The following is a 13,616-nucleotide window of genomic DNA, read 5'->3' as shown; positions in this document are numbered from 1 at the left end:
ATAGCCAGCCGTCCGAGCGGTCCCCACCGACTGTCTCAGTCACCGGACTTGGCGTGGACGTGGTCGTGCCCGTGCGCCACCACGGCCTCCGGCCTGCGGCTCTTGAGCACCTGGTAGCCGATCACCAGCAGCAGGGCCCAGACCGGGAAGACGTACAGCGAGATCCGGCTGTCCTCGTCGATCGCGATCAGCACCACCACCATCACCAGGAAGGCCAGCGAGGCCCAGCTGGCCGTCGGCCCACCGGGTGCCTTGAAGGTCGGCGCGGGCAGGTGGCCGGCCTTCCAGGCGGTCCGGTAGCGGATCTGGCAGATCAGGATCATCGCCCAGGTCCACAGGCCGCAGACGGTGGCCACCGAGGTGATGTACTCGAACGCCTTTGCGGGGGCGAGGTAGTTGAGCACCACGCCGAGGCCCATCAGCAGGCAGGAGACGGTGATCGCGGCGGCCGGGGTCTTCTGCCGGTTGAGCGCGGTGAGCTGCCCGGGCGCCTGGCCGCGGATCGCGAGGTCGCGCAGCATCCGGCCGGTGGAGTACATCCCGGAGTTGCAGGAGGAGAGCGCTGCGGTGAGCACCACGAAGTTGATGATCCCGGCCCCCGCCGGGATGCCCATCTTCTCGAACGCGGCCACGAACGGGCTGACGCCCGGGGCGAACTCCCGCCACGGCACCACGGACAGGATGACCACCAGCGCGCCGATGTAGAACAGCGCGATCCGCCAGGGCAGCGTGTTGATCGCGCGCGGCAGGGTCTTCTGCGGGTTCTCGCTCTCCCCCGCCGTGACGCCGACCAACTCGACGCCGAGGTAGGCGAACATCACGATCTGCAGGGTCATCACGGTGGCGCCGATGCCCTTGGGGAAGAAGCCGCCGTCCGACCAGAGGTTGCTGAGCGCGGCGGTGTCACCGGCGTCGCTGAAACCGAGGGTGAGCACCCCGATGCCGATCAGGATCATGCCGATGATCGCGGTCACCTTGATCATCGAGAACCAGAACTCGATCTCGCCGAACAGCTTCACCGAGATCAGGTTGGCGCCGTACAGGATCACCAGGAAGACCAGCGCGGAGATCCACTGCGGGATGCCGGGCGCCCAGAACTTCACGTACACGGCGGCGGCGGTGGTCTCCGCCATGCCGGTGACCACCCAGAACAGCCAGTACGTCCAGCCGGTCACGTAGCCCGCGAACGGGCCGAGGAACTCCCGGGCGTACTCGGCGAAGCTGCCGGAGACCGGACGGTACGTCAGCAGCTCGCCGAGCGCCCGCATGATCACGAAGATCACCAGACCGGCCACCGCGTAGCTGAGGATCAGGCTCGGGCCCGCCTTGGAGATGGCGGTTCCGGCGCCGAGGAAGAGGCCGGTGCCGATCGCGCCGCCGATCGCGATCATCTGGATCTGACGGCTGCCCAGACCGCGGGCGTAGCCCTCCTCGTCCGGTACCGGATCGGTCACCTCGTCGAACTCCTGCTGGGCCATCGGCCACCGTCCTTGACTCGTGGGGAGTGGCAGTCGTACCACGGTCCGCCCGGATAACGGTGCATATCTGAGCGATATTTGAGCATGTGATGTCAGGTTTGGTGGTGCTGTGCCGGAAATGCCGGAGCCCCCGTCCCAGGGTGTGGGACGGGGGCTCCGGAGCGGTCCTGATCAGTCGGCCATCGCCTCCAGCAGCGACTCCTGCAGGGCGCCGAGCCACAGGTACGCCATCGCCAGCGGCTTGGCCGGGTCGTCGTCCGGCAGCGCGAAGTAGTCGTCCTCCTCGCTGACCTCCAGCCGGGTGCCGAGGATCAGCCGCAGGTCGTTGGTGGCGCCGAGCCAGCGCGGGCACTCCTCGGCCGGCAGCACCAGGTCCTCGCCCGCACCGAGGCCGTCCAGGGCCCGGATCACCGCCAGCACGTCGTCCCGCTTTCGGGTCCGCAGGTCGGGCTCGGTGTAGCGGCGGAACTCGGCCGAGGCCGCCTCCGCCTCCTTGTCGTCCGGCTTGCCGGGGTCGCCGTAGGCGTCCGGGAACAGCCGGGCCAGCGCCGGGTCGGCGGGCGGCCTGCTCGGCCCCTCGGCGAACAGCGCGGCCAGCGGGTCGGCATTCGCGGCCGGCCCGGGGCCGATCATCTCCAGCACCTGCATGAACAGCGAGCGCAGCAGGGTGGCGTCGCCCTCGTCCAGCGCGGCCCGCGCGCCGCCGTCGCCCGTGCTCTCGAACAGCCGAACCATGATTAGTCGTCAACCCGTCGTCGTGGTGGGGTGGTTGGTCAGTCGTGCTGGAGCGTGGCCCACAGGCCGTAGCCGTGCATCGCCTGGACGTCCCGCTCCATCTCCTCACGGGAGCCGCTGGAGACCACGGCGCGGCCCTTCTGGTGGACCTCCATCATCAGCGTCCTGGCCTTCTCCTTCGGGAAGCCGAAGTAGGCCTGAAAGACGTACTGGACGTAACTCATCAGATTGACCGGGTCATTGTGGACGATCGTGACCCAGGGGGTGTCGGGCTCCACCGCTGGAATGCCTTCGACCTCCGGGCGCTCGATCTCCACGGGCGCGACACTCACGGCTGCACTCCTCGTCGGGACACGGTTTACCGTCTCTCATGCTTCCATCCGGGGGACGCACGAGCGAATCCGGGTCGATCGGTGAGAGAAATCGTCAAAGTGACGCTAAGTCCAGTAGCATCATCCCCATGGATGCCGACACCGTGCGCCGCTCCACGGCGCTGCTCACCGACCGCTACGAGCTGACCATGCTGCAGGCCGCCCTGCGCAGCGGCGCCGCCCACCGGCGCTCGGTCTTCGAGGTGTTCACCCGCCGACTGCCCAACGGCCGCCGCTACGGCGTGCTGGCCGGGGTCGGCCGGGTGCTGGACGCGGTCGAGGACTTCCGCTTCACCGCCCCGCAGTTGGACTGGCTGGCCGACCAGAAGGTGGTCGACGAGACCACCCTGCGATTCCTGGCCGACTACCGGTTCTCCGGCGACATCCACGGCTACCCCGAGGGCGAGGTCTACTTCCCCGGCTCGCCGCTGCTCACCGTGGAGGGCAGCTTCGCCGAGGCGGTGATCCTGGAGACGCTGATCCTGTCGATCCTCAACCACGACTCGGCGATCGCCGCCGCGGCCTCCCGGATGACCAGCGCGGCGGGCGGGCGGCCGTGCATCGAGATGGGCGCCCGCCGGGCGCACGAGGACGCCGCCGTGTCGGCCGCCCGGGCCGCGTACGTGGCCGGCTTCGGTGCCACCTCGGACCTGGCGGCGGGCTTCACCTACGGCATCCCGACCACCGGCACCGCCGCCCACGCCTTCACCCTGCTGCACGACAGCGAGCGGGACGCCTTCACCGCGCAGATCGACTCGATGGGCCGGGGCACCACCCTGCTGATCGACACCTACGACCTGAACGAGGCGGTCCGCACCGCCGTCGAGGTGGCCGGGCCCGGGCTGGGCGCGGTCCGGATCGACTCCGGCGACCTCACCCTGCTGGCCCACCGGGTCCGCCGCCAGCTGGACGAACTCGGCGCCACCGGCACCCGGATCATCGTCACCTCCGACCTGGACGAGTACGCCATCGCCGCGCTGGCCGCCGCGCCGGTGGACGGCTACGGCGTCGGCACCAGCCTGGTCACCGGCAGCGGTGAGCCGACCTGCGCGATGGTCTACAAGCTGGTCGCCCGCGCCACCGGCCCCGACGGGCCACTGGTCTCGGTCGCCAAGCGCTCCTCCGGCGCCAAGTCCAGCGTGGGCGGCCGCAAGTGGGCCGCCAGGCAGCCCGACGCCGAGGGCGTGGCGATGACCGAGGTGGTCGGCACCGGTCCGGTGCCGGCCGAGCTGGAGCCGTACCTGCTGCACGTGCCGCTGATCCGCGACGGCAAGGTGGTCGGCCGCGAACCGCTCACCGCCGCCCGGGACCGGCACCTCCGGGCCCGGGACTCGCTGCCGCTCTCGGCCACCCAGCTCTCCAAGGGTGAGCCGGTGCTGCCCACCGAGCTGCGACTGGCGCCTTGACGGGGCGTCGCCCCTTCCGCCTACGCGCGTAACTGCCTACAGTGGCCAGCATCGAGGCCCACCACACCGCCCCTGGTGGCGGAGAAGGAAGCAATCCCATGCATCGGGCACTGATCGTCGTGGACGTGCAGAACGACTTCTGCGAGGGCGGCAGCCTGGCGGTGGCCGGTGGCGCCGAGGTGGCCGCCTCGATCACCGATCTGATCGCCGAGTCGACTCCCGGCTACGCGCACATCTGCGCCACCCGGGACCACCACATCGATCCGGGGTCGCACTTCTCCACCGAGCCGGACTACGTCGACTCCTGGCCGGTGCACTGCCTGGCCGGGACGGAGGGGGTGGGCTTCCACCCGAACTTCTCGCCCGCGGTGATCTCGGGCGCGATCGAGGCGGTCTTCGACAAGGGCGCGCACGCGGCGGCCTACAGCGGTTTCGAGGGCTTCGACGAGAACGGGGCGACGCTGGCCGACTGGCTGCGCGAGCGGGGCGTCACCGAGGTGGACGTGGTGGGGATCGCCACCGACCACTGCGTCCGGGCCACCGCACTGGACGCCCGGCGGGAGGGCTTCACCACCCGGGTCCTGCTCGACCTCACCGCAGGTGTCGCGGCCCCGACCACCGAGGCCGCGCTGACCCAACTACGGGAAGCCGGAGTCGAGTTGACCGGGACGCCGGGGGGGGGCCGCGGCCGTTCACTCATGACCGGTCACCAGCAGCTCGACCACATCGGTACCGCCCGCCAGGAACGCCTCCCGCAGCTCGTCGCCGACCACGTCCGGCTCGGTGGCGAGCCGGGACCCCGACACGTACACCACCCGGACCCCGAGGTACTCCATCCGGTGCTGGCCGCCGCGCACCCAGGCCGCCTCGCCCTCGCTGACGCAGCGCAGCTCCGAGTCCACCTCCACCGCAACCGCGGCGGCCGGCCAGTACAGGTCGGGTACGGCCACGAAGGTGCCACCGCGCATCCGCAGCTCAGGACCGGTCAGCGGGGTCGGCAGCAGCCACTCGTCCACCAGCTCGCCGATCCGGCCGAGCACCGACTCCCGCTCCGCCGCCAGCAGTTCGTCCACCGCGGCCCGCACCCGCTCCTCGCCGAGCAGGTCGGCCTCCCGCAGCTCGGCCAGCAACTCCCGTAGCGTGCAACCCGGTTCGGTCTTCGCCAGCGCCTCCCGGAGCACCGCCCTGAGCTGCCCGGCCGGCACCTCGCCGGTGTCGAAGGCACCCGCGTCGGTCCACTCCCGGAGCGTGTCGGCCACCGCCCTGGCCACCGGAGCGCAGGCCAGACCGTGCACCGATCGGGCCACCAACTCCCGTTCCGTACGCCGGATCCGGACCTCCCCGGCGTCCTTCAGCCGACGCTGCCGGGGCACCAGCACCTCCACCCCGGTCACGGCGGGCAGGCGGGGCGCGGAGCTGAATCCGTACAGGGCGAGCGCGGCCGCACCGGTGATCACCGCGCCGTCCCGGCCGCCCTCCTCGCGCCCGTTCTGCGCGGCGTACAGCAGTGCGGCCCACATCCGCTGCTCCGGCGTCGGCTCGCCGCCCTGCAGCAGGTAGACCTTGGGCAGCAGCCGCTGCCACGGGCCGCCCTCGCGACAGTGGCCGCTGACCACCCTGGTCGGCACCCCACGGGCACGGAGCTGGCTGGCGGTGATCACGTTCTGCTGGCGGCGGGCCAGCTCCTCGAGGGAGGGCGACTGCGACGGAATCTGGTAGCTGCTCATGCCGACAACCCTCCCCACCCACCCCCGCTCCGCATCCACGACCTGACGCACCGTTACCCAACCGTCGCGAAACCGGGACTCACCCGCACTAAAGTCCCCATACCCTCACCCATTTGGACCAATGGATGTTCAGCCGTATGCCGGTATGGATCGGAGTTGGCCTGTACCATCCGATTTTCCGCACGGCGGTTGTACGGCCATCCCACCCCGCCGAACACCCTTCCACCTGCAGTGGCTGACCCAGAGTGACGAGCGCCATACGCCTCCCCCCCGTCCGGGGGTCACGGCAGCCCCTCAGGATTGCCTAACATCGCTTCATGCCACGTGACGAATCCGCCACCCTGCGGGCTGCCCAACTGCGCCTCGGTCGCCTGCCCGGCTACGTCCGCCAGCCGGACCTGGCCCGGCGCAGCGGCGACGACGGCCACATGTACAAGAAGGGCTGGGAGGTCCGCTTCACCGCGCGGACCGAGGAGGAGATAGCCGAGATCCGAGACCTGGTGATCGCGGCGGGCTTCGCCCCGGCCCGGCCGTTCTTCAAGGGCAACCAGCTCATCCAGCCGGTCTACGGCATCGCCGCCGTGCACGCCTACCTCGAAGCGCGGGAGGCCGCCGAGGCCACCGGCCTCCCGGAGCAGCCGAACCGGCGCGCCGCCGCAACCGCTGCGGCCGCAGCCGCAGCCACCGCAGCCGGCTCCGCCGCCAAGCGCGCCCGCCACAAACCCGAGGAACCCAACCGCACCTGCTGAACCTTCCGCAGCTGCCCAGCCAGGTGAGCCCAGGGGCTCGGGGCTCCGCTGATGTGCGGCTCCGCCGCGTGGGCGACGCCGACCTCGTACAAGGTCACCCGTACGTAAGTGGCCAGGCACTTTCGCAGCGACCCGAACGCCAGATCTCCTCGCCCCGCGGCGGAGCCGTAAATCAGCAGGGCCCCGAGTCCCTGGACCGTAGACGGTCAAGCACGTGCGGACGCATCAGGAATACGGGTCCAGGTGGACAGTGGCCGCGCGGAGGCGGGGGACGGCGCGGATCAGGGCGCGCTCGGCGGCTTCGGCGACCTGGTGCCCGGCCGCCACGGTGAGGCTGCCGTCGACCAGGACGTCGGCCTCGGCCCGCAGCGAGTGCCCGATCCACCGCAGCCGCAACGCACCTACGCCCCGCACCCCCTGAACCGCCCGCAACTCCCGTTCCGCCGCATCCATCAGCGCCGGGTCGACGCCGTCCATCAGCCGTCGCCCGACCTCCCGCGCGGAGCTCCGCAGCGCCAGCAGGATCGCCCCGGTGATCACCAGACCGACCACCGGGTCGGCCAGCCGCCAGCCGGCCGCGCTGCCCGCCGCGCCGAGCAGGACGGCCAGCGAGGCCAGCCCGTCCGCCCGGGCGTGCAGGCCGTCGGCGACCAGCGCGGCGGAGCCGATCCGCCGCCCGGTGCCGATCCGGTAGCGGGCCACCCACTCGTTGCCCAGACAGCCGACCAGCGCCGCGCCGACCACCGCCCACAGCTGGCCGACCGGCTGCGGGTGCAGCAGCCGGTGCACGGCGGTGACCGCCGCGAACACCGCCGAGACGGCGACCACCACGACCACCGCCACCCCGGCCAGGTCCTCGGCCCGGCCGTAGCCGTACGGGTAGCGGCGGCTGGCCGCCCGGCGGCCGAGCAGGAAGGCCAGCCCGAGCGGCACCGCGGTCAGCGCGTCGGCGAGGTTGTGCACCGTGTCGCCGAGCAGCGCGACCGAACCGGAGAGCGCCACCACCGCCGCCTGCACGCCCGCCGTGAGCGCCAGTACCACCAGCGAGATCCAGAGCGTGCGCAGACCCTCGGCGGAGGACTCCAGGGTGCTGTCGAGCCGGTCGGCGGCGTCGTGCGAGTGCGGCCGGAGCAGATGCGACGGCCGGTGCTGGTGCGAAGGTCCGTGGGAGTGGTCGTGGTGGTGCTCGTGCGGGTGTCCGTGAGGGTGTCCGTGCGGCTCCATGGGGGTACGGTGGCACATCAACTCCCTTGCAGCCACTGCCGTTCTACCCACTCTGACCAGGTGCGCAGCGCTCGCAACTGACAGACCGTCACACAACGGCTCAATCCCACCGCTTCCCGAGTATCTGATGGGACTTGTCACTCAAAGCAGCCGCCCGAGGCCCTAGAGTGAGCATGGGCACCCGTCACCCGCCATCCGCCACCCCGTCCGAATCGAGAGGCTGATATGACCAACCGTCATGACCCGGCCTCCTCAGTGGAGTTCATCGCTTTTCGGGAGCTGCACCACCCCCGGTACCTGAGCTATGCCCGGGTCTGGTTCCGCGAGGGCGGGCTGGCCGCGTCGGTGGTGGAGGAGGCCTTCGGGGCGATGGCAGCGGGCTGGGCGGAGATCCTGGGCAGCCCCAACCCGACAGCCGCCGCCTGGCGGATCCTGCGGGCCACCGTCGCCGACCGGTTCGACCCCACCCGGGTGCCGGCCCAGGCCCAGCGGGTCAGCACCGCCGACGAGGACCTCGCCATCCTGCACTACGTGGTCGGCCTGGCCACCCCGGAGATCGCCGACGTGGTCGGCACCGACACGGCGAACGTGGCCAGCCAGCTCCGGCACGCGCTACGGGCGGCGGCCGACTGGTGACGGTGACTGCCCACCGGTGATCGTCGTCACCCCGGTGGAGGCTTCACCTCGGCCGCACGCAGGCCAATGATGGGAGACACCGCCCCTGACGGGTGGTCACTCGACCGAGGAGCCCGCCGGTGCCACTCCCCCACGCCGCCGCAGTGATCGACCGGCAGGCCACCGCATGCGGTGAACTCGGCTCCCCGCTCTACGAGTTCCTGCTCCGCCGGGCTGCACTGGACGTGGCGGCGGGCGGCCCGTGCGCGGCGGCGATCGCTGGTTACGAGCAGGCTCCCGAGCCGGACGCGATCGCGCTGCGGCTGCTCGGCGGGGTGCACGCGCTGGTGCTGACCGGCCGGGCCCCGGCCCTGGCGGCGTACTACCCCAGCGCGGGCGGACAGTTCGCCCTGCCCGTCCCGGAGGCCGCCTGGACGGCCTTCCGGGCCACCGTCGCCGAGCATCTGGACCAGGTCAGGAGCTGGCTCACCAGGCCCCCGCAGACCAACGAGACCGGCCGGGCCAACCTGCTGATCGCCGGGCTGCTGCACGTCCTGGCGGACGCCCCGCTGCCGGTCCGGCTGTTCGAACTCGGCGCCAGCGCCGGTCTCAACCTGCTCGCCGACCAGTTCCGCTGCGAGTGGTCCGGCGGTGCCCATGGCCCGGCCGACTCTCCCGTCCAGCTGACCGACGCCTGGCGCGGCGACCCGGTCTTCCCGCTCGACCGCCCGCTGCCCGACCTCGAGTTCACCGAGCGGCGCGGGTGCGACCTGACCCCGATCGACCCGCTCTCGCCGGAGGGCGCGCTCGCGCTGCGCTCGTACGTCTGGGCCGACCGCCCCGAGCGGGCCGCCCGGCTGAACGGTGCGCTCGCGCTGGCCGCCAAGCACCCGGTGGAGGTCGAACGGCTCGGCGCCGCCGAGTTCCTCGGCCGGGTCTCGGTGGCCGAGGGCACGCTCACCGTGGTCTGGCACTCGATCATGCGGCAGTACGTCCCGGCAGCCGAATGGGCCCTGGTGGAGGCCGAGTTGGCGCGCCTTGCGGCCGCCGCCACCCCGACCGCCCCGTTCGCGCACGTGGCCTTCGAGCCCAGCCGGGTGGCCGGTTCGGACCAGCGCCGGTTCGTGCTCACCGTCCGGACCGGGCCGGGCCCGGAGCAGGTGCTCGCCGAGGCCGTACCGCACGGGCTGCCCGCCTGGGCCTGGTAGTGCGGGCGGCTACCCCTTGGCGGCGGTGACGTCGTACAGGTGGTGCACCGGGTCGTGGATCAGGTACCGGGCGAACGACTCGACGGTGAACCTGGCGCCGTCGCTGCGGTCACCGGTGCGCTGCCACTGCTCCACGCTCACCGACTCGAACCCCTGCGCCAACTGCTCGGCGGCGGGCAGCAGTTCGGCCGCCACCAGGTCCGGGTCCTGCTCGCCGTAGCGTTCGGCGACCGCGGTCTCGTCCTGGTTCCAGTTCGGAAAGAGCGGGCCGTCCTGGTCCAGCATCAGCCGCAGCCGGACGTGGAACAGCCGGAAGACGTCCCGGACATGGCAGGCGTACTCGAGGTCGGACCACACCTCGGGCGCGGGCCGACAGCGCAGCTCCACTTCCGGGCGCTCGGTCAACAGGGCCACCCAGGCGGCGGCGTTGGCCCGGACCAGTCCCGCGACCTCCTCGCGCACGACCGCCGGCGTGTCGAAGCCGCAGTCGGGGCAGGGGCGGTGCAGGACCCAGGTCCAGTCCTTGGTGTCAGGAGTGATCATGCCTCCAGAATGCTGGCCGGGCACCGCCCCGGCCAGGGCCTGGATCGCCAGGCACCGCCGAAATACCGCCAGATACCGCTACTTCAGCCGACGGGCGGCTCGGCCCCGGTCAGCGGGAGGTACATCACCAGCAGGTCGACGTAACCGAGCTCCGGGTGCAGGAACCCCTCCGGCACGGCCGCCAGCACCGTGAACCCGAACGACTTCCACAACGCCACCGCCCGGGTGTTGCTCGACGCCACCGCGTTGTACTGGATCGCCCGGTAGCCGTCCGCACGGGCCTGCTCGATCACGTGCGCGCAGAGCGCCCGGCCGACCCCCCGGCCCGCGTGCGCCTCGTCCACCATGAAACCGGCGTTGGCGATGTGCGACCCCGGCCCCATCTGGTTGGGGTGCGTCTCGGCGCTGCCCAGCACCGTGCCGTCCGCCGCCACCGCGACCACCGTCCGGCCCGGCAGCCGCTTCATCCAGATCTCCCGGGCGAACTCCTCGGAGATGTCCCGGGGCCAGGTGAAGGTGTCGCCGGCCGCGACGATCCGGTGCAGGAAGGGCCAGATGGCGGGCCAGTCGGCCGCGGTCGCCTCACGAATGATCACCCTGGCAGTCTGCCCCGCGCGGGGCCCCGGGGCGAGCGGATTTCTCAGCGGTACCACTCTGCTCTGGTCCGCTCTGTCCGCTCTGCTCAACCGAGGGACTTCGCGAACCAGACCTCCGCATACGGGTCGTCACCGTACGGATCGACCGGCCGGTAGCCGAGGCTGCGGTACAGCCCGATCGCCTCGACCAGGTCCTTCCTGGTGTTCAGCCTGATCACACCCGCCCCGCGCACCCGGGCCAACTCCTCTGCCGCGCCCACCAGTCGAGCTCCTGCCCCGCCCCGCCGGGCCGTCTTCCGGACGTACATCCGGGTCAGCTCGGCGTCACTGTCCGCCAGCCCCACGCCCTGCCAGCGCAGCCCCACACAGCCCACCGGCACCGCCCCGTCCCTGGCCACCAGCAAGGTCCCCTTCGGCTCCCGCAGATCCGCCCCGTCCCCCAACGCCTCCGCAATCTCCTCCGGGGTCGCCGGACGCCCGTAGTAGCGGCTGGCGAGCTCGTCGATGTACTCGTGCAGAACCGTGGCCGCATCCGGGTGGTCCACGGCGATCGGGGAGACGGTCCAGCTCAAGGGTGCTGCTGCGTTCATGCCGCCATTCTCCCGGTCGCGCCGCCCCTGGCGGCAACGCATTTTCCGGTGGCGTCAGCGACCGCCCGCCGATAGAACTGCCAGGTGATCAACGACGCAGCCCTCCTCCGCAAACCCACCCTGACCGGCGAAAACCTCCGCCTGGTCCCGCTCTCCGCTCGCCACGCCGAAGACTCCTGGCACTCCACGCTGGACCCGGAAGACCGCCGACTCACCGGCACCCGGCGGGAGTTCACCCTCGCCGACATCCAACACTGGTGCGCCACCCGAGCCGACCAGCCCGACCGCCTCGACCTCGCCATCGAGGACCTCGACGGCCGCTACCTCGGCGAACTCGCCCTGATGGACCTGGACCGCGACAACCGCTCCGCCGCCTTCCGGATCGCCCTCGTCCCGACGGCCACCGGCCGAGGATTCGGCACCGAAGCCACCCGCCTGCTGCTCGACCACGCCTTCACCGCCGTCGGCCTGCACCGCATCCACCTGGAGGTCTTCGACTTCAACCCGCGCGCCCAACGCGCCTACCAGAAAGCCGGCTTCACCCTCGAAGGCCGCCTCCGCCAAGCCCACCACTGGAACGGCCAGTGGCACGACACCCTGCTGATGGCCGCCCTCGCCACCGAATGGCGGGCGGCCACCCCGACACCCGCCGCTACCTGACCGTGCAACTCGAGTCGACCGACGTGGCCGGCAGCCCCACGAGCGACTGCGCCCACCCCAACAACTCCGAACAGACCTTCGCCTCCTCGGCATTGGCCGGCGGATGCCCCTCACCGCCACCGGCCACCGCCGGAGAAGCAAGGCTCAGCGCAAGCAGGAACGCGGGCAGGGCGGACTTCAGAAAACGACTGCGCATAACAGAACGGCCCTTCGGGATGATGGCTTACTGACGGGCCATCAGTACCCGAAGGGCCGCCCCCATAGCGGGGATTATGCGCCGTTCGTGGGCGTGTCAGCGGTACGGATTGCCGCCTCCGCCGTCACCGCCGGGCTGGGGCGGGTACTGCTGCGGAGGGTACTGCTGCGGATTGCCACCGTACGGCTGCTGGGGCTGGTGGGGCGGCTGCGGTGCGCCGTACGGCTGCTGCGGCGGGTACTGCGGCTGCGGCACACCCCCACCACCCCCGTACGGAGGCTGGCCGCCGCCACCGCCCCCCTTGTTACGCCGGGCCAGCACGATCACGCCGCCGACCACCACAACGGCCAACAGACCGACGATGGCCCAGACATACACCGGGACCCCGCTGTCACTGTCACTCTTCGGCGCTGCGGCCTGGTCATTGCCACCGACCGTGCTCCCACTGGCCGGAGCGGACGGCTGCGGTGACGCGGAGGATCCCTCGGGCTGGCGCTGCGACTCCGGCCGCGTCAGCAGCGGGTTCTCCTTCGGGCCGTTGTCCACGGCGGGGTTGGCGGCCAGCGCCTTCTGCGGTGAGGCAATGCCATAGCCGTAGCTGTCGTTCGGCCGCTTTTGGCCTTCGGGCATCACTGCCGAGGTGATCAGCCGGTTGATGACCTGCCCTGCCGACAGTTCCGGATACTTCGACCGCACGAGAGCCGCAATGGCAGAAACATAGGCAGCCGAGTCGGAAGTCCCATTCGCCGCGCGATAGTCGCTCGCCGACTTGTAGCCGGCCGAGTAGATGTCGACTCCAGGCGCAACCACCGTCAACTCCGGGCCTCGGTTCGACTTCTCCCAGACCTGGCCAGGCTCGTCAACCGCGCCCACGGCGATGACTCCGGGAATGGCCGCCGGATAGCTGACCGGAGTGTCGTGATTGCCCAGGTTTCCCGAAGCTCCGACCAAGACCACGTCCTTGTCGATGGCGTACTTGACGGCTGCTCGAACGTCCGCACCCGACCCCGCCCCAAAGGACATGTTGATGACCTTGGCCCCGTGATCCACGGCGAAGCGAATGGCGTCAGGAACCTCATTGTCCTTGCCAGTCACGATGTCGGTACCACCGCCAAGGTTGATCCTGATCGGCAGGATCTTCGCCTTCGGCGCAAGTCCGATGATGCCGTCCTGGCCTCCATGGCCATGCCCTGCGATCAAGCTCGCCATCGCCGTGCCATGGCCGTCTTTGTCGGTGCGGCCATCAGTCTGCTCACCCGTGAAGTCAGCCCCGGGCAAAACCTGTCCCGCGAGGTCCTGGTGATTAGCCGAGACGCCACCGTCGATGACGGCAACGATCACGTTCTCACCCTGGGTCACCGGCCAGACCTTTTCTACAGCGGCGTACTTCCTGATAGCCCACTGGTGCTCACGGATATTGTCAGCGGAAGCCGCAACAGTGACAGCTCCCCATAGCAGGGACCCCAGAACGAGTACCGCTGCTCCCCGAACCTGCCGACTGGACATCAAGTCTCGCTA

14 protein-coding genes and 1 pseudogene are annotated in these 13,616 nt (G+C 70.9%); 6 read left to right on the top strand and 9 right to left on the bottom strand.

What is annotated here, in order from left to right:
* Window positions 1–35: 35 nt before the first annotated feature.
* From ACXJMZ_RS27895 to clpS, 3 genes are all read right to left on the bottom strand, one after another.
* Complete coding sequence (locus ACXJMZ_RS27895) at window positions 36–1,478, bottom strand: amino acid permease (protein ID WP_457032800.1); 1,443 nt, start codon at window positions 1,476–1,478, stop codon at window positions 36–38.
* 171 nt (window positions 1,479–1,649) lie between these two features.
* The gene (locus ACXJMZ_RS27890) at window positions 1,650–2,213 is read right to left on the bottom strand and encodes a DUF2017 domain-containing protein (protein WP_457032799.1); all 564 of its coding nucleotides are present in this window, start codon (window positions 2,211–2,213) and stop codon (window positions 1,650–1,652) included.
* Window positions 2,214–2,251: 38 nt separating this feature from the next.
* A complete protein-coding gene (clpS, locus tag ACXJMZ_RS27885) occupies window positions 2,252–2,545 on the bottom strand; it encodes an ATP-dependent Clp protease adapter ClpS (protein ID WP_057237597.1) in 294 nt (97 codons plus the stop codon).
* A gap of 128 nt (window positions 2,546–2,673) precedes the next feature.
* On the opposite strand from clpS, the gene ACXJMZ_RS27880 reads away from it, so the two are divergent.
* Together ACXJMZ_RS27880 and ACXJMZ_RS27875 are read left to right on the top strand one after the other, a co-directional pair.
* Window positions 2,674–3,990, top strand: a complete 1,317-nt coding sequence (locus tag ACXJMZ_RS27880; protein ID WP_457032798.1) for a nicotinate phosphoribosyltransferase — start codon at window positions 2,674–2,676, stop codon at window positions 3,988–3,990.
* A 98-nt stretch (window positions 3,991–4,088) separates the two neighbouring features.
* A pseudogene (locus ACXJMZ_RS27875) lies at window positions 4,089–4,664 on the top strand (isochorismatase family protein); the annotation flags it as partial.
* A gap of 18 nt (window positions 4,665–4,682) precedes the next feature.
* On the opposite strand, the gene ACXJMZ_RS27870 reads toward ACXJMZ_RS27875, so the two are convergent.
* On the bottom strand, window positions 4,683–5,717 hold the full coding sequence (locus ACXJMZ_RS27870; protein ID WP_457032815.1) for a hypothetical protein: 1,035 nt from the start codon (window positions 5,715–5,717) through the stop codon (window positions 4,683–4,685).
* Window positions 5,718–6,034: 317 nt separating this feature from the next.
* On the opposite strand from ACXJMZ_RS27870, the gene ACXJMZ_RS27865 reads away from it, so the two are divergent.
* Complete coding sequence (locus tag ACXJMZ_RS27865; protein WP_457032797.1) at window positions 6,035–6,466, top strand: hypothetical protein; 432 nt, start codon at window positions 6,035–6,037, stop codon at window positions 6,464–6,466.
* Between the two features lie 225 nt (window positions 6,467–6,691).
* Here ACXJMZ_RS27865 and ACXJMZ_RS27860 read toward each other — a convergent pair whose 3' ends face one another.
* Window positions 6,692–7,690, bottom strand: a complete 999-nt coding sequence (locus ACXJMZ_RS27860; protein WP_457032796.1) for a cation diffusion facilitator family transporter — start codon at window positions 7,688–7,690, stop codon at window positions 6,692–6,694.
* Between the two features lie 225 nt (window positions 7,691–7,915).
* On the opposite strand from ACXJMZ_RS27860, the gene ACXJMZ_RS27855 reads away from it, so the two are divergent.
* Window positions 7,916–8,326 carry a hypothetical protein gene (locus ACXJMZ_RS27855; protein WP_457032795.1) on the top strand — a complete coding sequence of 137 codons (411 nt, stop codon included), beginning with the start codon at window positions 7,916–7,918 and terminating at the stop codon, window positions 8,324–8,326.
* A 119-nt stretch (window positions 8,327–8,445) separates the two neighbouring features.
* Window positions 8,446–9,513: a DUF2332 domain-containing protein gene (locus ACXJMZ_RS27850; protein WP_457032794.1), complete on the top strand. Its 1,068-nt coding sequence runs from the start codon at window positions 8,446–8,448 to the stop codon at window positions 9,511–9,513.
* A gap of 9 nt (window positions 9,514–9,522) precedes the next feature.
* Here the strand turns inward: ACXJMZ_RS27850 and ACXJMZ_RS27845 are convergent, their stop codons facing one another.
* The 3 genes from ACXJMZ_RS27845 to ACXJMZ_RS27835 all read right to left on the bottom strand — a co-directional run bounded on the left by ACXJMZ_RS27845 (window position 9,523) and on the right by ACXJMZ_RS27835 (window position 11,242).
* Window positions 9,523–10,056, bottom strand: a complete 534-nt coding sequence (locus tag ACXJMZ_RS27845; protein WP_457032793.1) for a DinB family protein — start codon at window positions 10,054–10,056, stop codon at window positions 9,523–9,525.
* Between the two features lie 83 nt (window positions 10,057–10,139).
* Window positions 10,140–10,652, bottom strand: a complete 513-nt coding sequence (locus ACXJMZ_RS27840) for an N-acetyltransferase family protein (protein WP_457032792.1) — start codon at window positions 10,650–10,652, stop codon at window positions 10,140–10,142.
* Between the two features lie 86 nt (window positions 10,653–10,738).
* Window positions 10,739–11,242, bottom strand: a complete 504-nt coding sequence (locus tag ACXJMZ_RS27835; protein WP_457032791.1) for a GNAT family N-acetyltransferase — start codon at window positions 11,240–11,242, stop codon at window positions 10,739–10,741.
* 84 nt (window positions 11,243–11,326) lie between these two features.
* Here ACXJMZ_RS27835 and ACXJMZ_RS27830 point away from each other — a divergent pair, with 84 nt between their 5' ends.
* The gene (locus tag ACXJMZ_RS27830; RefSeq protein ID WP_457032790.1) at window positions 11,327–11,902 is read left to right on the top strand and encodes a GNAT family N-acetyltransferase; all 576 of its coding nucleotides are present in this window, start codon (window positions 11,327–11,329) and stop codon (window positions 11,900–11,902) included.
* Between the two features lie 292 nt (window positions 11,903–12,194).
* Here ACXJMZ_RS27830 and mycP read toward each other — a convergent pair whose 3' ends face one another.
* Entirely contained in the window at window positions 12,195–13,604 is a 1,410-nt protein-coding gene (gene mycP / locus ACXJMZ_RS27825; protein ID WP_457032789.1) for a type VII secretion-associated serine protease mycosin, read from the bottom strand.
* Between the last annotated feature and the right edge of the window lie 12 nt (window positions 13,605–13,616).

The organism is Kitasatospora sp. P5_F3, from assembly GCF_054049135.1.
Note: the sequence above shows the minus strand (reverse complement) of the source record. Positions and strands in the feature narration are given on the sequence as shown.